The organism is Phenylobacterium sp. CCH9-H3, from assembly GCF_001557235.1.
GTDB lineage: Bacteria > Pseudomonadota > Alphaproteobacteria > Caulobacterales > Caulobacteraceae > Phenylobacterium.
Window position 1 is genome coordinate 1 of the sequence record NZ_LSJI01000121.1, and the last position, 18,876, is coordinate 18,876.

25 protein-coding genes and 1 pseudogene are annotated in these 18,876 nt (G+C 70.3%); 6 read left to right on the plus strand and 20 right to left on the minus strand.

Annotated features, from left to right (window positions below):
• A pseudogene (locus AX721_RS28320) lies at positions 1–297 on the minus strand (hypothetical protein); the annotation flags it as partial.
• 629 nt (positions 298–926) lie between these two features.
• Between AX721_RS28320 and AX721_RS12095 the strand changes: the two are divergent.
• Positions 927–2,753 (plus strand): glycoside hydrolase family 15 protein, encoded by a 1,827-nt coding sequence (locus AX721_RS12095; RefSeq protein WP_068876265.1) that lies wholly within the window; start codon positions 927–929, stop codon positions 2,751–2,753.
• Between the two features lie 224 nt (positions 2,754–2,977).
• Positions 2,978–3,535, plus strand: coding sequence for a DUF2239 family protein (locus tag AX721_RS12100; RefSeq protein WP_068876266.1), 558 nt, complete (start codon positions 2,978–2,980; stop codon positions 3,533–3,535).
• Here the strand turns inward: AX721_RS12100 and AX721_RS12105 are convergent.
• From AX721_RS12105 to AX721_RS12155, 12 genes are all read right to left on the minus strand, one after another.
• Complete coding sequence (locus AX721_RS12105; RefSeq protein ID WP_068876267.1) at positions 3,532–3,750, minus strand: hypothetical protein; 219 nt, start codon at positions 3,748–3,750, stop codon at positions 3,532–3,534. The genes AX721_RS12100 and AX721_RS12105 overlap by 4 nt on opposite strands.
• A complete protein-coding gene (locus AX721_RS12110) occupies positions 3,747–4,196 on the minus strand; it encodes a D-Ala-D-Ala carboxypeptidase family metallohydrolase (protein ID WP_068876268.1) in 450 nt (149 codons plus the stop codon). Before AX721_RS12110 ends, AX721_RS12105 begins: the two co-directional genes overlap by 4 nt.
• A gap of 25 nt (positions 4,197–4,221) precedes the next feature.
• Positions 4,222–4,401: a hypothetical protein gene (locus AX721_RS12115; RefSeq protein ID WP_068876269.1), complete on the minus strand. Its 180-nt coding sequence runs from the start codon at positions 4,399–4,401 to the stop codon at positions 4,222–4,224.
• Between the two features lie 28 nt (positions 4,402–4,429).
• A complete protein-coding gene (locus tag AX721_RS12120; protein WP_068876270.1) occupies positions 4,430–5,899 on the minus strand; it encodes a portal protein in 1,470 nt (489 codons plus the stop codon).
• 205 nt (positions 5,900–6,104) lie between these two features.
• Positions 6,105–6,530 (minus strand): OsmC family protein, encoded by a 426-nt coding sequence (locus tag AX721_RS12125; protein WP_068876271.1) that lies wholly within the window; start codon positions 6,528–6,530, stop codon positions 6,105–6,107.
• Positions 6,531–6,633: 103 nt separating this feature from the next.
• Positions 6,634–7,125: a low affinity iron permease family protein gene (locus AX721_RS12130; RefSeq protein ID WP_231733211.1), complete on the minus strand. Its 492-nt coding sequence runs from the start codon at positions 7,123–7,125 to the stop codon at positions 6,634–6,636.
• A 65-nt stretch (positions 7,126–7,190) separates the two neighbouring features.
• Complete coding sequence (locus AX721_RS12135; protein WP_231733213.1) at positions 7,191–7,601, minus strand: BlaI/MecI/CopY family transcriptional regulator; 411 nt, start codon at positions 7,599–7,601, stop codon at positions 7,191–7,193.
• A 10-nt stretch (positions 7,602–7,611) separates the two neighbouring features.
• Positions 7,612–8,127, minus strand: a complete 516-nt coding sequence (locus AX721_RS12140) for a hypothetical protein (RefSeq protein WP_068876272.1) — start codon at positions 8,125–8,127, stop codon at positions 7,612–7,614.
• Between the two features lie 88 nt (positions 8,128–8,215).
• Positions 8,216–8,473, minus strand: a complete 258-nt coding sequence (locus AX721_RS12145; RefSeq protein ID WP_068876273.1) for a GlsB/YeaQ/YmgE family stress response membrane protein — start codon at positions 8,471–8,473, stop codon at positions 8,216–8,218.
• A 58-nt stretch (positions 8,474–8,531) separates the two neighbouring features.
• Complete coding sequence (locus AX721_RS28590; RefSeq protein WP_255355308.1) at positions 8,532–8,654, minus strand: hypothetical protein; 123 nt, start codon at positions 8,652–8,654, stop codon at positions 8,532–8,534.
• Between the two features lie 87 nt (positions 8,655–8,741).
• Positions 8,742–10,133, minus strand: coding sequence for a hypothetical protein (locus tag AX721_RS12150; protein ID WP_068876274.1), 1,392 nt, complete (start codon positions 10,131–10,133; stop codon positions 8,742–8,744).
• The gene (locus tag AX721_RS12155; protein ID WP_068876275.1) at positions 10,130–10,645 is read right to left on the minus strand and encodes a hypothetical protein; all 516 of its coding nucleotides are present in this window, start codon (positions 10,643–10,645) and stop codon (positions 10,130–10,132) included. Before AX721_RS12155 ends, AX721_RS12150 begins: the two co-directional genes overlap by 4 nt.
• Positions 10,646–10,809: 164 nt before the next feature.
• Between AX721_RS12155 and AX721_RS12160 the strand changes: the two genes are divergently transcribed.
• Positions 10,810–10,995 (plus strand): hypothetical protein, encoded by a 186-nt coding sequence (locus AX721_RS12160; protein ID WP_068876276.1) that lies wholly within the window; start codon positions 10,810–10,812, stop codon positions 10,993–10,995.
• On the opposite strand, the gene AX721_RS12165 is transcribed toward AX721_RS12160, so the two are convergent.
• From AX721_RS12165 to AX721_RS12175, 3 genes are all read right to left on the minus strand, one after another.
• Entirely contained in the window at positions 10,992–11,363 is a 372-nt protein-coding gene (locus AX721_RS12165) for a response regulator (protein WP_068876277.1), read from the minus strand. The genes AX721_RS12160 and AX721_RS12165 overlap by 4 nt on opposite strands.
• 187 nt (positions 11,364–11,550) lie before the next feature.
• Positions 11,551–12,978, minus strand: coding sequence for a serine hydrolase (locus tag AX721_RS12170; RefSeq protein WP_068876278.1), 1,428 nt, complete (start codon positions 12,976–12,978; stop codon positions 11,551–11,553).
• Between the two features lie 94 nt (positions 12,979–13,072).
• Positions 13,073–14,104 carry an alpha/beta fold hydrolase gene (locus AX721_RS12175; RefSeq protein ID WP_068876279.1) on the minus strand — a complete coding sequence of 344 codons (1,032 nt, stop codon included), beginning with the start codon at positions 14,102–14,104 and terminating at the stop codon, positions 13,073–13,075.
• A gap of 241 nt (positions 14,105–14,345) precedes the next feature.
• On the opposite strand from AX721_RS12175, the gene AX721_RS12180 reads away from it, so the two are divergent.
• A complete protein-coding gene (locus tag AX721_RS12180) occupies positions 14,346–14,849 on the plus strand; it encodes a GNAT family N-acetyltransferase (RefSeq protein ID WP_197422543.1) in 504 nt (167 codons plus the stop codon).
• Between the two features lie 111 nt (positions 14,850–14,960).
• Here AX721_RS12180 and AX721_RS12185 read toward each other — a convergent pair whose 3' ends face one another.
• The 4 genes from AX721_RS12185 to AX721_RS12200 form a co-directional block, all read right to left on the minus strand.
• The gene (locus AX721_RS12185) at positions 14,961–16,424 is read right to left on the minus strand and encodes a tetratricopeptide repeat protein (RefSeq protein WP_068876280.1); all 1,464 of its coding nucleotides are present in this window, start codon (positions 16,422–16,424) and stop codon (positions 14,961–14,963) included.
• 95 nt (positions 16,425–16,519) lie between these two features.
• Positions 16,520–17,122: a hypothetical protein gene (locus AX721_RS12190; RefSeq protein ID WP_068876281.1), complete on the minus strand. Its 603-nt coding sequence runs from the start codon at positions 17,120–17,122 to the stop codon at positions 16,520–16,522.
• On the minus strand, positions 17,119–17,313 hold the full coding sequence (locus tag AX721_RS12195; protein WP_068876282.1) for a hypothetical protein: 195 nt from the start codon (positions 17,311–17,313) through the stop codon (positions 17,119–17,121). Before AX721_RS12195 ends, AX721_RS12190 begins: the two co-directional genes overlap by 4 nt.
• Positions 17,310–17,564 carry a hypothetical protein gene (locus AX721_RS12200; RefSeq protein ID WP_156467145.1) on the minus strand — a complete coding sequence of 85 codons (255 nt, stop codon included), beginning with the start codon at positions 17,562–17,564 and terminating at the stop codon, positions 17,310–17,312. Before AX721_RS12200 ends, AX721_RS12195 begins: the two co-directional genes overlap by 4 nt.
• Positions 17,565–17,628: 64 nt before the next feature.
• Between AX721_RS12200 and AX721_RS12205 the strand changes: the two genes are divergently transcribed.
• Positions 17,629–18,276: a peptidase S24 gene (locus tag AX721_RS12205; RefSeq protein ID WP_068876297.1), complete on the plus strand. Its 648-nt coding sequence runs from the start codon at positions 17,629–17,631 to the stop codon at positions 18,274–18,276.
• Positions 18,277–18,322: 46 nt separating this feature from the next.
• A complete protein-coding gene (locus tag AX721_RS12210; RefSeq protein ID WP_068876284.1) occupies positions 18,323–18,871 on the plus strand; it encodes an SOS response-associated peptidase in 549 nt (182 codons plus the stop codon).
• Positions 18,872–18,876: the final 5 nt, after the last annotated feature.

The following is an 18,876-nucleotide window of genomic DNA, read 5'->3' on the forward strand; positions in this document are numbered from 1 at the left end:
TTCGCCGTCCGACGGGCGAAGAGGTCGCGCGCTACTATCCCGAGCGTGCGGCGCGACGGCCTTCGGCGGCCGGGGTTGAACACGCGGCGGCGTCCGCGGCTTTGGCGGCGGCGGTTTCGCTTCGGGTGGTGGTGGTGGCGGGGGCGGCGGAACGGGCTTGACCAGGCGGACGTCCGTGACGGACTCCTCGACGTAGTCGCGGTACTGCGGCTCGAAGCGCGCCTGCCAGAGGTAGACGCCGAGGCCCAGGTGGACGCCGAGCGCCACCGCAAGCGCGCCGCCCAGGGCCGGACTCATTCGGCGGCGCTTGCGGAGATCGTCGAAAGGCGACCGGTGCGCAGGCCCGTGATGAAGGGCGTCAGCCGTCACCGGCGCCTCCAATCCATTGACCGGCCCGCGGGTCAGATCTGCTCGTCGCAGAAGCCCGGGTCCGGGTCTGCCGGAACAAGTCCTTCTCCTTTCATATCGAGGCGGCGCCGGCCGCAACGCCGTACGGCGGCCCCAGCGGAGGAGCCCAGCCGCGCGGGAGACCCTACGCCGCGGCGGTAGAGGACCGGGATGGGAGCGCCCGGCCCTCATGCCGGGAGAGACGCGATCGTCGAACTTTGCTCTCGGCGATCACACATACATCGTATTACGAGATAATCTGCCGCTCAAATCACGCCTGCGGGAGGAACGGTGACTGCCGGCCGGCGAAGGCGATCCTTTCGGCGGCGCATGGGTCGGGCCGTGCTTGGACGCATAAGGCTGAAACGCGGCGCGGAAGGGCGGAGTGGGATCGGAACTCACGGAGCGATCCGTTCGCTTGCTCGTTGGTGTGCAAGCGAGAACGGGCCTGGAGGCGGCATGCGGTCCACTACCTCTCCGATCGAACGCGCGAATGCTGTTGAAACTAGGCGCTCCCTCGATGCCGGTTTTGCCGGCTGATGGCGGGTCGCATCGAGGACTACGCTCTGATCGGCGACTGCGAGACTGCCGCCTTGGTGGGGCTCGATGGCTCGATCGACTGGCTGTGCTGGCCGCGCTTCGATTCCGACGCCTGCTTCGCCGCCCTGCTCGGCGACCCAGCCAACGGGCGCTGGAAGATCGCCCCGGCCGCGGACGGCGTTCGTACCTCCTGGCGCTACCGGCCCGACAGCCTGATCCTGGAGACGCGGCACCAAACCGACGAGGGCGTCGTCCTGGTGACCGACTTCATGCCCCCACGCGGCGCAGCCTCCGACCTCGTGCGGTTGGTTACGGGTCTGCACGGGCGCGTCGACATGAATTGCGAGCTGATCCTGCGTTTCGGTTACGGCAGGACCTTGCCTTGGGTGACACGTTTGGACGACGGCGGGCTCAGCGCGGTCGCCGGGCCGGACCGGGTGGTGCTGCGCACGCCCATCAAACTTGCGCCGAACGACATGACGACCGTTGCCGATTTCACCGTGCGCGCCGGCGAATCCATACCTTTCGTCCTGGCCTACGGACTCTCGCATCTTCCGCCGCCCGCGGCGATCGACGCCGCCGCCGCGCTGGCCGAGGCCGAGGCCTTTTGGCGCGAGTGGGCCGCGCGAGGCGACGTCACCGGGCCGCACAGCGATGCGATTCGCCGCTCGTTGATCACCCTCAAGGCGTTGACCCATGCGCCGACCGGCGGCGTGGTCGCCGCCCCGACCACATCGCTCCCCGAACGGATTGGCGGCCAGCGCAACTGGGACTACCGCTTCTGCTGGGTGCGGGACGCCACCCTGACCTTGCTGGCGTTGATGAACGCCGGCTACCTGGAAGAGGCTGCGGCCTGGCGCGACTGGCTGCTACGGGCGGTCGCCGGCAGCCCCGACCAGATGCAGATCATGTACGGCCTGGCCGGCGAACGCCGACTGACCGAGTGGACCGCCGACTGGCTGCCCGGATACGAGGGGTCCCGTCCCGTGCGGATCGGCAACGCCGCGCACGACCAGTTCCAGCTCGATGTCTACGGCGAGCTGATGGACGCCCTACATCAGGGTCGCAAGGGCGGCCTCCCCGGCAGCGAGCCGGCTTGGGCGGTCCAGCGGGGGCTGCTGAGACATGTCGAGGCCACCTGGGACACGCCGGATGAAGGCCTCTGGGAAGTTCGCGGCGGCCGCAAGCATTTCACGTTCTCGAAGGTGATGGCCTGGGTCGCTCTCGACCGAGGCGTCAGGTCGGCCGAGCAGTTCGGTCTCGACGGGGATCTGGACCGCTGGCGTTCGCTCCGTGCGCGCATGCACGAGAGCATCTGCGCACACGGCTACGACGCTGAGCGGAACACCTTCGTCCAGGCGTATGGTCGCCCGGAACTCGATGCGAGCCTGCTGCTGCTGGCGGAGGTTGGTTTCCTCGCGGCCGACGATCCGCGGTTCCGAGGCACGGTGGAGGCCGTGGAGCGCAACCTGCTGCGGGACGGATTTCTCCTGCGCTATGACACGCAGACCGCGCAGGACGGCCTGCCGCCCGGCGAAGGGGCCTTTCTCGCCTGCAGCTTCTGGCTCGTGGACGCCTGGCTGATGCTGGGCCGCCGCGACGACGCCGAAGCGCTCTTCGCGCGCCTGCTGGCCGTCCGCAACGACCTGGGCCTCTACGCCGAGGAATACGACCCGAAGGCCGGCCGGATGTGCGGCAACTTTCCCCAGGCGTTCTCACACGTGGGACTGATCAACTCAGCCTACAACCTCACCCGCGCGGCGAAGCCTGTACAGCAGCGCGCGGAGACGGAATCGACGCGCCCCGCGGTAGTTTCCCCGGCGTAGCCCAGGTCATCCTGCGACCTCACGCAGACGGGCGCCGGTGCGGCGGCGCAGCTAAGGCAGGATTGGATTCGATCTATGCGGCGGCGACCGGCGCGATTTCCCGAAGTTGTCAGCGGCGCGCGCGGACTTGCGCCTGCTCCAACACGCGCCGCTGCGCGGAGCGTGATGATTTTCGCCCGGGTTATATTGACCGTTGTATGACGGCGATTTACGGCGGTCTTCGCATGGAAGACTCGGCGACCTTCACAGCGTTCACCGGCCAAAGGCTCGCCGCGGCGGGATCTATCGAGGCGGTCGCCGAGGCCCTGGCGAAGAACGCTGACGTCGATTCGTTGCCTCAGGTCTTCGAGGACGCCACGGGGCGTCCGGTCGAGCTCGACATGCGCCATGGCGCCGCCGCGGCGGTCGCCGAGTATCGCGCAAGAACCGCCAAGCCCACCGCCCGGCCGGGCCGCGGCCGTCCGAAGCTCGGAGTGGTCGCCCGCGAGGTGACGCTTCTCCCGCGCCACTGGGATTGGCTGGCCGGCCAGCCCGGCGGCGCGTCGGCGGCGCTCCGCCGGCTGGTGGAGGATGCGCGGCGCGCCGACCCCGGGCCCGACCGGATCCGTTCGGCGCGCGAGGCGGCCTATCGGGTGATGTCCGCGCTCGCGGGGGACTTGCCGGGGTTCGAAGAGGCGAGCAGAGCCCTCTTCTCCGGCGACCTTCAGGACCTGGAGGCCCGCGCCGTCAGTTGGCCCACCGACGTCCGGTCGTTCGTCCTGCGCCTCGCGCATGGCGGCTAGTTCGCGGGCGGCTGGGCCTTGCAGTCGATGTTGAAGGTGAAGCTGGCGCCCAGGCCCAGGCCGCCCTGATAGTGCCGATCGCACTTCTCGATGTGCTCGCCCAGGGCCTGCAGCGTTTCGTTGTGGCTGTTTGGGCCGGGCGCCCCGGTGATGGCGGACAACGGACTGCAGGCGCCTGCGCTCAAGGCGGCCGCGGCCAGCAAGATGCGTTTCATTGAACCTCTCCTTCGTTGGCTTGCAGGCCGAGGACGTACCCGCCGCCCGGCCGCTTGGTGAGCACCTGCCGGCGCATGCGCGGATCGAACGAAATGTGGATCCACGTCCCCTCCTCGATCAGTTGGTCGAAGGCCAGGCTCGAAGCCGCCAGCACACGGCACACCGCCTTGGGCTTACCGAAGCCATAGCAGTTGAAATCGACCGCATGGCCGGTGAGGTGGGCCGACCTCGGCGCGCCGCCCACCGCCCGGTTGAGCGGCGGGCTGCGATAGCCGCTGGAGACGGTGATCACCCTGTCGCCCAGCAGCTTGCGGACCTCCTCCATCCGCACAGCGGTGGCCCGAAGCGTCTCCACCACAGCGGGCGGCGGCCGGTTGTCGATGCGGCGATGTTGTGTGGCCACGAGTTCTTCCAGCGCGAAGTGCGCTGTGAGCTTTGTCGTCATCTAATTTGGTCCTGAAAGGCGCCGCTCAGCCGCGGGCGGCGCGCGTCGTCGCGACGTCGATGGCGGCGGGACGCGCCGCCTCAAGTTGCTCGAACCGGGTTGCGTTGGCGCTCCAGAGCTGCGCCAGGGCCCAGGCCAGCAGGGCCGCCGCCACGCCCCAGGCGCGGCTCTTCAGCCCTTCCACGGCCTTGAGCGTGGAGGCCACGCTCGCCTTGATTTCAGCGAGCCGCTCCTCACAGCGCGACTCGTGATCGCTGAGCCGTTGTTCGAGGGCGGCGAGCCGTTCCGACTGCGTCGTCATTTCGCACCGAACTTCGGATGACTGACGCCAGCCTCGACCGTCGTGCCCGTCGTCTTGCTCGTTCCCTGGTTGCTCTCGCTGCCGGTCTTCTGCTCCCCGGTAAAGAGGCCGATCGGCAAACGCCCTCCCTCTGCCGGGCCATGATCGCCCGGCCCGACGTCTCATTCGACCGCGCCCCCAGGCTGGCGTCGAACAGGCCCATGATCGACTTCATGTCGTCGGCGGCGTTCATCGCCTCCTGCAGCGCCCCGGCCGGCACGCCGGCGAACCCCTGCCGCATGGGCGGCTCGGGCCCGTCGTACTCGATGTAGGCGTGGCTCTGGACGTTGGCCGTCGCCCACTTGGCCGAGTCCGTCTCGAACGCGCCCTTGCGCCCGATGAACGGCGCCTTGGGCGCCAGCGCCACCAGTTCGGTCGAGGTGGTGCGCCAGTAGTTGAACATCCGCTGCGGGTCCTTGGCGTCCCGCACCAGGCTGCGCAGTCGCCGGCGCCCGTCGACCATCAGCTCCTCGCCATAGACCGGCACGATGGGGATGAACCGCCCGGCCCAGTCCACGGTCTCCAGCACCTCGGCGCCGGTCAGGATCCGCTGCGTCACCCGGTGGCTCGCCGTCTGCCGTGGCCGGCCGACGGGCCTCACGCCCAGGGCATCGAACATCGCCTTCTGCGCCTTGTAGAGCCCCTCCTCGATCGCCTGGCCGTCCGAGAGGGCCAGGATGGTCCGGGTCGTCCGCTCTCGCCGCCAGTACTCGGCGATCATCACCCGGTCGCCGTCGAGCCAGGGCCCGCCCAGCCGGCCATAGTCCTCGCCGTCCCAGTCGACGGCCTCGGCGCCCTTCCAGCGCGCCTCGAACGCCGCGCGCGGCAGGGTGTCCACCACAAAGGCGGTGTTCCAGTCGCTGCTGTCGGCTGCGGTGCTCTCGGGGTCGCCGTAGATGGAGAACGGGTTCGCCACCCGCTCGATGGCGATGTCTTGGTCGAAGCCGTCGTCGCCGGCATAGCGCGTGTTGATGCGGAAATAGCCGACGCCGGACGTTACGGCGAAGTCGAGTGCGGTGTCGTAGGCCACCTCAGCATCCGAGCTCTGTTCGATATGGCGGATCAGGCCGTTGAACACCTCCGCCGTCTCCGGGTCCGACGCCCCGTCCACCGGGTGCACCGAGATCGCCGGCTTGTTCTGTCGCGCGTCGTTGACCACCTGGCGGATGAAGGTCGGCAGCCGGTTGATGGTCAGGCAGGGGCGCCCCTCCATCTCCCGGTCGCGCCGCACCCGCTCCGGCCACTGCTCGCCCAGGCGGGCGAACCGCAGGTCGTCCAGCGCCTCGCGCCGGTTCTCGGCCTCGGCGTCCGCCGCCAGCTGGAACGCGGCGCGGGCCTCTTTAAGGATATCTTGGTCGGGCAAAGGCTTAGGCCCCATAGGTTTAGGCCCGCGACGCAGGCGCGCGCGAGTGAAGGCGGCCACTTCGGACCACGGCGATCAGGATGTGGGAGAGGGCCGACCCGACGCTCAGCTCCGCAGCGACGGGAGCCAAGGCGCAGTAATCAACCCTGACAGAACTCTCTCAAATTCGCGCGCGAATGTCAAGAACAAAACGCGAACACATTCGTCAGTCCTCGAGCAGCGCGTCCAGCGTGATCTCGGCGTTCAGGACGCGCGAGACCGGGCAAGTCTTTTCCGCCGCCTCCGCCACCTCGCGGAACTTGGCGTCGGACAGCCCGGGGACCTTGGCCCGCAGGGTCAGCGCCGAGCGGGTGATCTTGAACCCCGCCCCGTCCTGGTCCAGCGACACGGCCGCCTCGGTGGACAGCTCCTGCGGGGTGAACCCCTCGCGTTGCAGCGCGAACGCCAGCGCCATGGTGAAGCAGCCGGCGTGGGCCGCGGCGATCAGTTCCTCGGGGTTGGTCCCCGGCTCCTCCTCGAACCGCGTCTTGAAGCTGTAGGGCGTGTCGCTCAGCACGCCGGATCCCGAGCTCAGCGCGCCGGTCCCGTCGCGTCCCGTTCCGCGCCAAATCGCGTTCGCCTTGCGGATCATGGAGGAACTCCTTTCGGTTGACGCCACTACCCTGTGGCGCCGGCCCGGACCCATCGAGTGGCCATCGGGCGGGCCGCCTTCGGTTTGTCGTCGCGCCGCCCGGCTAGGCAGCTTTTCGCGTCGTCCGCTTGCGGTTGGCCGCAGGACGCTGCGCGGGCGACTTGCGGCTGCGGGGCTTGGCCTTCCCCTGCTCTCCCCGCCGCTCGATCTCCTTCATCACCCGGCCATGCGCGTCTTCGTGAGCCTTGGCTCGCGCTTCGCATCGCGCCTGCAGCCGCGCCAGTTCCTTGTCCGTCAGCTTCTCGATGCCGATGAACGCGTTCTCGGCGTTCGATGAAAGGATCAGGTCGTCCAGCTTGGCCTGGATCGCGGCGTTGTCGCGATTCTGGGTGTTCTGGATGAGGAACACCATCAGGAAGGTGATGATCGTGGTGCCGGTGTTGATCACCAGCTGCCAGGTTTCCGAGAACTTGAACACGGGCCCGCTCGCCGCCCACCCCAGCACCAGGGCCAGACAGGCGCAAAAGGTCCAGGGGCTGCCTGCCGCCTGGGCGGTCCGGTTGGCGAGGGCCGCGAACGTCTTGTCGATGCTCATGCGTGCTTCAACGCACGAACGGCCTTGCCGTGGCGCCGCTTGCTCCGCTTCGTTGCGGACAAGCTTCAGTCCTCGTCGTCGGCGTCCAGTTCCGCCACCAGCCGGCGCAGCCGCGCCAGGTCCTCCGGGGCCAGCGCCCGCTCGCGGGCGAAATGGGCGACCAGCGGCGCGAGTTGGCCGCCGAACAGGCGATCCAGCAGGCCCTGGCTCTCGCTGGTCACCCAGTCCTGCCGGCTGAGCAGTGGCGCATAGACCACGCCGGCCCCGCGTCGTTCCGACCTCAGGGCCCCTTTTCGGATCAGCCGGTGGATCAGGGTGCGGACGGTGGCCTCGCCCCAGCCGTTGGCCGCACCCGGGCCGGCCAGGATCTGCTCCACGCCCGCGCCCCCGCCACCCGCGTCCGCACCGTCCCAGACGGCGGTCATGACCTGGCTTTCGGCCTCCGAGATGCGCCGGTCGGCGGCGGGCTTGGCCACCACGGCCGCCTCAGGCCGCCGCGCGGCGTATGCGCCCTTCCAGGTGCCGCTCGCAGATCACCGCCACGGTGGTCGCCAGCAGCCCCAGCATGATCGCCAGCGTCGCCTCCGCCAGGCCCGGCGCCATCACGGTCAGGCTCGGCACGGGCCGCACGTTCGAAATTCCGATGAAGCTCGCGAACATCACGTAGGCCGCGGCCAGGCAGCCCAGAGGCACGCCGGCGGATCGGACGATCCGCAACCGTCCCAGCGCGCCGGCCAGTCCCTTGGCGTCGGCCTTGCCGACCTTGCCCAGGCTCATGCCCCACACCACCACCGACGCCGCCGCCGCGGCGAGCAGGAGCAGCATCACCAGCTTCATCTCCACCGAAGCGTCGGCGAAGACGCCGCCCACGGTCAGCCGCTCCGAGGCCGGAACCACGGTATAGGCCGGCTGCGCCTGGGCCCACGCGGCGCCGCCCGTCAAAGCCGCGGCGACCGCGCCCAGCGCACCCGTCCCGAAGGTCTTCAGTTCCATGGTCCGCATCGCGGCCTCCCGTCGTTATTACGTACGTAGCAATGTCAGCTTACATTTGTAACAACGACTGTCAACGGCCGCGATGCGCGCCGTAGGTCTACGCGCTCCGGCGCCGGAACATGCCGACGATGAACAGCAGCAGGATGGCGCCCGCCGTAGCCACCAGCAGGCTCGGGATGATCCCTTCGCCCGTGCCGATACCCAGCGCGGTCGCGATGAAGCTGCCCAGGAACGCGCCGACCACGCCCACCACCAGGTTCGTCAGGAGGCCGTGGTTGCGCCGCATGACCTTCTCCGCGATCCAGCCGGCCAGGATGCCGATCAGGATGGCGCCGATAATCCCTACTCCACTCATGGCTTTCTCCTCCGTTCGCCTGCGACGGCAATGCGGAGCGGGGCCGTTCGGTTGCAGGTCAGTGGTAGCGGGGACCCGACGCCATGAGGCGACAGTACCAGACCACGACGATCAGGACGCCGACGCTTTCGAAGGGCCGGGCTTCCATCAGGTCGATCAATTGGCGCGCGAAGTCGGGCATCCGCGGCCTCCTGCCGCCTAACCGTCCCCCGACCATTTCACCTTTAAGATCAACACCCTTAACGCCGCTTAACGAAGCAGGATTAACTTAGCCCATCCACGACAGCGCACCCGCTGTCGCCCGGGCGCCGGGGCGCGGCGCGGCCTCCGGCCCGCCCCGCCGGTTCAGCGCGAACTCCCCGAACGCGTCGGCGCCGTGGCTGGCCCGGTCGTGCAGCGGACCCGCATAGCTGCGCGTGGCCCGGTTCCAGCGCTTGCGATAGTTGCGCAGCCGCTCAAGGCCGCCGGCGCAGCGCTCGGCGTCGAACCAGCACATGGGGATCATCAGACGGGCGGCGTTGACGCGCTCCTCCGGATCCGTGGGCGTCCCCACGCTGATCCGCGACAACCCCAGCGAACCCAGGGTGTCGTAGCGCGAGCGCCCGGTCCCCAGTTCGCGCACCATCACGTCGTGCGGCAGGTGATGCGCGCCCCACAGATATGGCTTGCCGCCGATCGCGCGCCGGACCACCGCTTCCAGCCCTTCCCCGCTGGTCTCGAAATAGTCGATCACCCGCACCTCGCGGCCGGCCTGCTGGAAGAACCAGATCGCCGTGTAGTCGTCGATGCCCAGGTCCCAGGCCGTGTCTACCCGCAGCGACGGGTCCACCGGCACGCGGCCGACCCGCCCCGCGCGCTCCGCCTCGGCCAGCAGGCTGGCGTAGTAGGTCCCGGGCGCCGCGGCGTCGAAGTCCACCAGGTACTCCGAGGCGAACCGCGCCTCGCCCTCCTCCACCGAGCCAAGTTCGGCGATCAGCTCGCGCCGCTCCCGCTCCAGCTGCTCGGGCGTGAACACGTCCGTCTCCGTCGCCGGCGACTTCAGGCAGAACCACGCCGGGTCGTCCCGTCGGCTCTCGAACGCCCGCGCCGCATGGTTCCGCCCCCGCGGCGTCCACAGGAACAGCGCCCAGCCGTCGTTCTCCAGCAGCATCGGCCGGATGTGCGCCCAGGCCTCGGGCGTCGCCAGCGCCCACTCCGACATCACCACGCCTGCCGCGGACGAGCCCACCAGGCTGTTGTAGTTGTCCGACCCGATCACCTGCCAGGTGGCGCCATTCGCCAGCTCCACCAACATCTCCGCCTCGCGGAAGGCGGGGTTCAGGGCGGCCGGAAACGCCTCCTCGATCCGCCGCCGGCCGGTGTGCGGGTTCACCGCGTCCCAGATCGCCTTGCGGCCCTGGGCGGCCTCCGGCAGTAGGTGCCAGTAGGTGCCGGGCCGGTTCGACGCCGACCAGGCCGCCCAATGCAGCGCCACCTCGTCCTTGCCCCACCGCCGGTGCGCCACCACGTCCGCCCGCTTGGCGCCCTCCATCAGCGCCTCCCACAGGTCCACCTGGTGCGGCCGGGGCTCCCAGTCGAACGGCAGGGCGTTGCCGCCCGCCTCCGCCGCCGCCAGGGCCGCCATCGCCGCCTCGGCCTTGACCTTCAGCCCCGCCCTCACGCTTCGCCCTCCGGCTTGAGCTCGCGGACGAAGGCCCTGCCGTCCGGGCCGATCACCTTTTCGAAGCGGCGCGCGCGGAAGACGATCTCCACGCGCTCCGGCGTCTGCCGCGCCTCCTTCTCGGCCTTGCCGCCCCAGGCCTTGGGCGCGATCAGCGCGGCGCGGCGCATCAGGGTCGAGACCAGCAGCCGGGCCTGCGGCGCCGTCTCCTTGGTGGCCGCCCGCGCGACCGTCAGGGCCTCGTCGGCGCAGGCGTCCGCGCCCTGCAGCCGGGCGCGCGCCACCGCCTCCGCGAACGCCGGATCCTTGTCCTGCCAGGCGTAAAGCGTGGTGTACGACGGCATCCCCTCGAACGCGCAGATGCTGCTCCAGGGCTCGCCCTTCGCCAGCCGCTCGCAGATGTCCGCGGCGATCTTGGCGCCGTAGCGCACCTGCGGGGCCTTGGCCCTCGCCGGCGGCTTCTTGCGCGCACGCGCCTTGGCCTCATCTGCCGTCCGTGGCTTTTCGACCATGGCTAAGCTCCTTGTTTGCGTTGAACTTTCCGGCCTGCCGCGCCGCCACAAAGTGGTCGCGATCTCGGCTCTCCGTCATCGCGTCCGCATCGCGGCGCGAGTCGTATCGTCGGACACGCCATCGCCCTGGCCGCCGGCCGGGGCCACCTTGGGGAGCGAGTTCGATGTCGTCCGAGGATCAGTATCGCAGCCAGGCCGAGGCCCTGCTTCGCCTCGCCGCCGCCACCGACAACATGCGCGACCGCGGCCGCCTCATCGACGAGGCCATGCGCTGGCACAACCGCGCCCTCGAGGCGCAGGAAGGCCCCGGCGGCTCCCTTGCGGACGGCGCGGAGGAATACCGGCTCTAGGCGTCGCCCTTGCCGCGCACGGCGGCGGCGCAGGCCTTGGCGAACGCCTGCGGGCTGATCGGCTTTTCCACCACCGCCACCCCTTCGCCCTTCAGCATGTCCACATTGCCGGTCACGTAGAAGTACGGGATCTCGCCCAGCCGCTCGGTGATCGCCCTGACCGCCTCGATCCCCGTCCCCTCCAGGATGCGGACGTCGGCGGTGATCAGGTCGGGACGATGCCGGCTCGCCTGTTCCACCGCATCGGTCGGCGTGGCGGCGATGTCGAAGCTTCGATACCCGAGGCCACGCAGGAGGTCCTCGACCTCGAGGGCGATGATCATCTCGTCCTCGATGATCAGGGCATGCGGCGCTGACTGGTCCGGCATCACGGGAACATGGCTCCGACGGTGCGCAAGGCCAACCTCGCACACCCTCAACGAGTCGTCCCCCGACCCCCGCATGGGAGCGGCGAATGGTGAAGAAGGCTTGAACAAGCTCGGCCTTGGCCGCGCGCTCGGCGCCGAGGCCGCGTCCGGATCGGGCCGTCTTCACAGGCCGAGGCGAACAGGCGGCTCAGGGGACCCGGCGATACACGAACGTCTCAGCGTCCTGGCGCAGCACCAGCGTGGGCGAAGGCGACCGCCCCGACCCCGGGAAATCGAACAGGATGTCGCCGCCGTACTTGGAGAAGAACCGCGTCGGCGATTGGGGAACGATGAGAAGCTGCCCAGCCCCCGCCGTCACGATGAGCCCCGTCTCCCCACGGCTGATCTGAAGGCGATCGTCCGCGGCGTATTCGTAGGTTCCGAGCACGCGTTCCAGGGCGGCCGCGGGCACGGCGATCTCGCGCCGCCGCGGCGTCACCTTCAGGTCGACGTCCTGCTGCGGATCCAGCACCCTTCGGGCGATATCGTCGAGGCCCGCGCCGCTCGCCGCGTCCGCGATGGCCACGACGCCGATGCGCCGCGCGGGGTTGAAGCCCATGAACGTTCGGGCGCCGTCACCGCTGCCGTGGCTCCAGTAGTAGGTCTCGCCGTGGATCGTGGTCCGTCGCCAGCCCAGCGCCATGCGGGTGTTCGCATCGTCGCCGGGCCGATCGACCTCCATCATCAGCCGCGCCGCCGCGGGCAGCTCGCCTGGCCCCACGCCCGTCAGGAACAGCTCCATCAGCCGCAGGAGATCGTTCGGCGTCGAACGAAGCCCGCCGGCGGGAGAGAGAACCCCATCGTCCGACGCGACCACGGCGTTGAGGTCCGGGTCATGCCCCTGCGCGCGCCGACCCGCCCACTCCGGCGGGTCGCCGAAGTGAGTGTCGACAAGGCCCAGCGGACCGGTGACGCGCCTGCGCAGAAGTTCCGGGAAGGGCTCCTGCGCCCTGAACGCCAGACCCTGGCCCAGCAAGGCGACGCCAAGGTTGGAATAGCGGAATTGCGAGCCCGGAGCATGGGTCAGCACATGGTTCGGCAGGTCGGCGTAGAGCTGCGCGAAGCTGTAGCCCGCGTACTTGTTGGGCCTGTCCGGTGCGCCCTCCAGGTTGCCCGGCCGGAGCGGAAGCCCTGAGGTGTGAGTCGCCAGGTCCGCCAGCGTAATAGCGGCGCCGTCGAACTGCGGGACCGTCACGCCCGTCGGCACATATTTCGCGAGCGGGTCCTCCAGCCGCGCGTCCCCGCCGACGACGAAGTCGGCCAGCAGCAGCGCCGTGAACACCTTCGAGAGCGACGCGATCTCGAAGACGGAATCCCCGCCGAGCCGACGCGCCCGCCCCCGGTCGCTGGGCCCATAGGCGATGAGGCTGCGGCCGGACGGCCGCAGAATCGCCACCACCCCGCCCGTCCCCAGCCTCTGCCGCTCGATCCGAAAGCGAAGCCATCGCTCGATCTGTGCATCGCTTGCCGGCGCCGCCGCGGTGGAAGCCGCCTTGGCTCCATCCGCCGACGCCGACGCCGGCGTCGCCAGCACGACGAGCAGCGCGGCCAGCAGGGTCGTGAGAAGACGGGCCATCGATCGACACCCCAGTCGGTCCGCGTTCTGAACGTTCGCTCCCATTGATGTCCGCCTATGCGCGGGCCGTCAAAAGGCCGCTCCGACCGGTGGACTACCGCCTGCCCCGTCGCACGGTCGCAACCACGTCTTCGATCGCCGCCACCACGGCGTCGGGCTTGCCGTATTGCATGCCGTGGTCCGCGCCCTCCACTTCGACGAGCCGCCCTTCCGACGAGAGAGCGACGATCTCGCGGTGCGCCGCCAGCCAGACCTTCTGCAGGTCTTGGCACAGCTCCGGCGAGTCCGCCTCGCCGCGCTGGGTGGCCGTAAGCACGACGAGCGGCACGGGCCCATAGGCGCGCTGCTCGGCGGCGATCTGGTCGGCGTTCACGGCGCTCATGCTCTCCGCCTCGGAGATGCCCGTGCGGGCGAACACCGGATCGAGGTACATGGCCGCCAAGACCTCGTTCAGCGCCTCCGGATAGCCCGGGATCTTCGGCGGCGGTCCCCCGCAGGCCTTGAACATGTCCTCCCGCGGCTTGGCAGCCGCGATGGTTTGCATGCACCCATCGGACTTGGCCTTACCCTCGCCGATGAGGGCGCCGACCGCCGGCGAGACCCGCGCGGCGCGACGCTGGGCGTAATCCAGCGCAGGATCCACAAGCACCAGGGCCGCCGTGCTCGCCGGTTCCCGGCTGGCGAACAGCCGCATGGTCTGCCCCGTCAGCGAATGCCCGACGAGCACATAGGGCGGCGCAAGATCGGCCGCCCTGACCAACTGCTGCAGGTCGGCGACGATGTGCTGCGCATCGCGAGGGAACGGTCCGGGGTCGCTGAACGCATAGCCGGCGCGGTCGTACGAGCACACCCGGGTCGTCCTGGCGAGCGCCGGCTGCACCTTGGCCCAGGTCAGCGTGCTTTCTCCCAGGCCGCCGTCCAGGATCACCGTGGGCCGCCCCTCCCCCAGGCAGTACAGGTTGAGCCGTCGCCCGTCCGGGAGGGCGACCAGGGTTTGCGGGCGGGCATAGGCCAGCAGCGCATCCGCGGACGGCGGCGTCTGCCCGCTCGGCGGTTCGGCCTGCCCCAGGCTCGCGAACCCGCCCACCAGTATGGCCGCGCTCAGGCAGATGACGCGCCGTGGCATGCTCTCGGCTCCGCTGGTCCGCGCGCATTACAAATGTAAATCATCGCGAGATGCAAGCCTGAGGCTCGCCGGCGCGTGCTTGTACCTTGTGGCCGGTCCGCGCTACCAAGGCGCATGTCAGAGACTGCGGGAACCTGCTGAGCGTCTCGATCTCGCGAGACACCTCACGACAGCTGCAACGGCCGCGGCGACCGTGGCCGGTTCGCCGGCTGCGCCCCCGGTTCTCTACAGGCTCATCAGCATGCAAATTCGACTTCGACTGGAGCGTCCCGAAGACGCGACTACGATCCACGCCCTCACCGAGGCCGCGTTCGCGGGCTTGCCGTTCAGCGATGGCGCCGAACCTGGAGTCATCGATGCGTTGCGGGCGGCAGGCGCGCTGACCCTTTCCCTCGTGGCGACCGACGGGGCTGAGATCGCCGGCCATGTCGCCTTCTCGCCGGTCGTGATCGACGGACGGTCGGGCGGCTGGTACGGGCTTGGACCCGTATCGGTCTGGCCGCATCGGCAGCGGAAGGGAATAGGACAGGCCCTGATCCGCGACGGACTGCGACGTCTCCGATCGATGGGCGCCGGCGGGTGTGTTCTCCTGGGAGACCCCGCCTACTACGCCCGTTTCGGCTTTGAGCACGACCTACGGCTTCACTACGCCGGCGGGCCGGCCTGGGCCTTCCAATGCCTGACCTTGAACGGGCCCCGCCCCGTGGGCGAAGTGAGCTTCCACCCCGCGTTCGACGCGCCGTAGAAAAGGGAACGCGCCCAAGGCGCAATGATCAACCCTGACAGAACTCTCTCAAAATCGCGCGTGAATGTCAAGAACAAAACGAGAACGGTCTGGTCGCCGGCTTCAGCTGGCCTAGGGCCCCGGTGTCCGCGACGACCTCGCCAACTGCGGGTCCAGCCGCAGGGCCGCCTCGTCGTCGGCGCGCGCACGGCGTAGGTCGTGGGTTGCGGCATAGGCGACGCTGCGATGGCGCAGGGCCAGCGCGTCGTTCGGCTCCAGGGCGATGGCCTGGCTAAGGTCGGCGATGGCGGCATCGCTCCGGCCCCGCTTCAGTTCCGAGACGCCGCGCCCCCGCCAGGCCGCCGCGTCGTCGGGATCGAGAGCGAGCGCCCGGCCGTAGTCCGCCACGGCCGCCGTATGATCGCCCTTCGCCTGGTGGAGGGCGGCGCGATGGCGGAAGGCGACCTCGCGCGTGGGATCCAGGGCGATCACCCGGTCGTAGTCGGCCATCGCCTGCGAGCCCCGGCCCTTGGCCTTCAGGGCCTGGGCGCGGTTGAGCAGGGCGTCGACATGGTGCGGGTCGATCGCGAGGGCGTGTCCCAGGTCGTCGATGGCCTGGTCCCAGTCGGCCTGCTGCATGTAGGCCGCCGCCCGGTTGTTGTAGGCGTCGCGGAAGGTCGGGTTCAGCGCGATGGCGCGGCTGAAATCGGCGATGGCCAGCGCCCGCGCGCCCTCCGCCAGATAGGCGTCGCCGCGCACCTTGATCAGCTCGGCGTCGGTCGGGTTGAGGTCGATGGCCCGGCCGAACTCGGCGATGGCCTGATCGCCGCGCCCCAGAGCCTGGAGCGCCGTCCCGCGCGCCCGGTGTCCGCCAGCCACCTTCGGATCGAGGCGCAGCGCCTCCGCCGCGTCGGCCTCCGCAAGCACGGCGTTCCCGGCCTTCTGGTGGGCGAGCCCCCGGTTGCGCCAAGCTGCCGCGTCGGTCGGGTCCAGGGAAATGGCGGTCGAGAAATCCGCAATCGCGGCCTCGAGCTCGCCGGTGGTGCTTCGCAGCACGCCGCGGGTGACGAAGACCGCCCCGTCCCGCGGCGAGAGCCGCGCGGCGGCGTCGAGGTCCGCCAAGGCCGCCGCATTGTCCCCGCGCCGCATGGCGAGCCCCGCGCGGTTCAGATAGGCCGAGGCAACGGTCGGGTCCGCGGCGATGGCGGCCGCATAGTCGGCGGCCGCCCGGCCGTCGTCCCCCTTGGCCGCATAGGCGATCCCGCGGTTGACGTAGGTGCGCGCCACGACGCCCTCCGTCCGGGCCGCGGCCGGGCCCAGAGCCAGGGCCGCATCGTAGTCGGCGATGGCCCGGTCCCACTCGCCGCGCTGCTGATGGACGAAGCCGCGGTTGCGCAGCGCCACCGCGCGTTCGACGGGTGTCCGGCTGGGAGCTGCGATGATGCGCGTACAGGCCCGCACCATCTCCTCGGGCTCGCCGGAGGCGCAGGCGATGGCGTTGCGGTCGATGACCGGACGCTCCTGGTCCTGCGCCATCGCCCCGCCCTGCGCCGCGAGCGCCAGCCCTAGGGCAAGCCCCATCGTGCTTCGCGCCATCCGCTCATTCCTCCGCGCAAGGCGACGCGCAACCATCTGCTGCGCTCACGCATAGCACGCTCGTTACGCGATGCCGCAACGCCCGGCCATCCGCCTCACCGCGCCTCGCCGCCGCCCGCCAGGATGTCCAGCGCCACCTTCAGCACCGCCTCCAGCCGGCCAGCGTCGCGGTCGCCGCCCCCGGCCGCTTCGCGCGGGGTCTGTTCCTCCCCGCAGACCAGGTCGCAGGCGGCGACCAGGTCGGGCTGGCGCCACAGCCGGCGGCGGAAGTCGGCCAGGCGGCGGCGCGCCAGCTCGGTCTCCTCCCCGTGCGCTAGCACGTCCTCGATTGACGGGGGCACGAACTCGCCGCGCACCCGGGGATCCAGGGTGGACGGGATCGCCTTCTCCAGCTTCACCCGCCGATAGACCCGGCCATAGAGCTCGCCCGCGGCCTTGGCGCAGGGATCGATGCGCCCCTTGGCGGCCAGCCAGTCCAGCCCGCTCTGCCGCCGGTACGGCTGCGCCCGCCCGCCGGGGGCCGGCCCGCTCACCGCCTGGCCACGGGCCCGGGACAGGGCCACGGTCTCGGCCACGCCGGCGGCCACTGCGGCCGCCTCGCCCCGGGCCTTCGCCTGCCGCTCCAGGCGCAGCAGCCGGTCGCGCGCTGCCCGCTGGGCCTTCAGCGCCGGATCGCGCGAAGTTTTCGGCCCACTCATGGCGTCCCCCGCGCCACCACCGCGTCGGCCAGCCTATAGACCGCCTCGGAGGCTTCGGCTTCGCCCTCGATCACGACCAGGCCGGCGGCGGTGTGGGCCAGGAGTTCGCGCAGGAAGCGGCCGCGCTCGGCCGCGCGTCGGCGGCTGAGCGCCCCGGCCACCAGGGCCGCGGCGTCCGGAGCCGCGCTCATCGGCGGCCCCCGGGCATCGTCAGCGCCGGATAACCGCCGGCCGACAGCACCGCGGCCACGTGCGCCTCGTGGCGGGCGAAGCGGGGGCGCATCCGGTCCAGCATCTTGCCGGGCCGGGCCACCCTGAAGACGTTTTCGAGCATGCCGGCCTGGCGCGGTGTGATCGCCAGCTCCGCCTGGGCGCGGGATTGCGAGGCCCCGCCGTACCGGAGCGCGGCGTAGGTCGATGGGATGTGGGATGAGGTTTCCATGATCGAAATGTAGGAAACATACGGTCGGTTGCGCAACCATTGTCTGCAGGTTATCTACATTTCCATGGACGGTCGCGCACAACGGCTCCGGCAGGCCCGCCTCGACAGAGGCTACGACACCGCTGCGTCAGCTGCGGACGCACATGGGTGGAGCCGCAACACCTATGCTTCGAACGAGAACGGCAACGCCCCCTTCTCCTATCGGCGCGCCAAGGAATATGCCGCCGCCTTCGGGGTCAGCGCCGAATGGCTCTATGACGCCGCCGGGCCGGCGCAGCCTGGCGGGGGCGATGAGACCGAGGTGCCGGTGGTCGGGCGCGTCGGGGCCAATCCCGACGGAACGGTGCTGTTCGCCCTCGGCCAGGACCCCGCCGAACTGGCCCCCATTCCGCCCGGCGGCACCGACCGGGCCCGGGCGCTGCGGGTGGTCGGCCACTCCATGCGCGGCCTCGCCGACGACGGGGCCCTCATCTACTTCGAGGACCAGCGCACCGCGCCGACCCCCGACATGCTGGGCCAGGTGGTGATCGTGGAGACCGACACGGACGAGGTCCTGGTCAAGCGGCTGCTGCGCGGCTCGCGCGCCGGGCTCTACGACCTGGAGAGCGTGGCCGGCCCCATGCGCCGCGACGCCCGACTGCGCTGGGCGGCCCATATCACCGCCATCATCCCGCCCTTCCAGGCCCGCCGGATTATCCGCGGCGCGGCTTGACTGTATGATTTAGACGCTGAGTTCGAAGCCCAGGTTTGTATATTTCATGTGTAACGAGTTCGCCCAGGAACGATCGCTCGACGAGCTGCTCCGGCAGTTCGGCCAGCTCGAGCTGCCGCTGACCTGGGACGGCGGCGCGCCGAACATGGAGCCGCGGGCCTCGATCCGGCCCACCGACCCGGCCTACATCCTCACGGGCCACGAGGGGACGGCGCGCCTGACCCAGATGCGCTGGGGCTTCCCCGGTCCCCGCGGGCCGGTGATCAACTTCCGCTCCGACGGCCGCAGCTTCCCCAAGGGCCGCTGCCTCGTCCCCATCGACGCCTTCTTCGAGTTCACGGGTCAGAAGGCGCCCAAGTCCAAGTGGCGCTTCACGGCGTCGGACGACGGGGCGCTGGGGATCGCCGGGCTGATCCGCGACGACCGCTTCACCCTGCTCACCTGCCCGCCGGGGCCGGACATCGCGCCCTACCACGACCGGCAGATCGTCATCCTGCCCCGCGACCAGTGGGCCGCATGGCTCGACACCGGCCGGCCGCAGCCGCCCGTCGCCCCGGCCCCTGCCGGGACGCTGAAGGTGGTTCAGATCCGCTAGGCGGA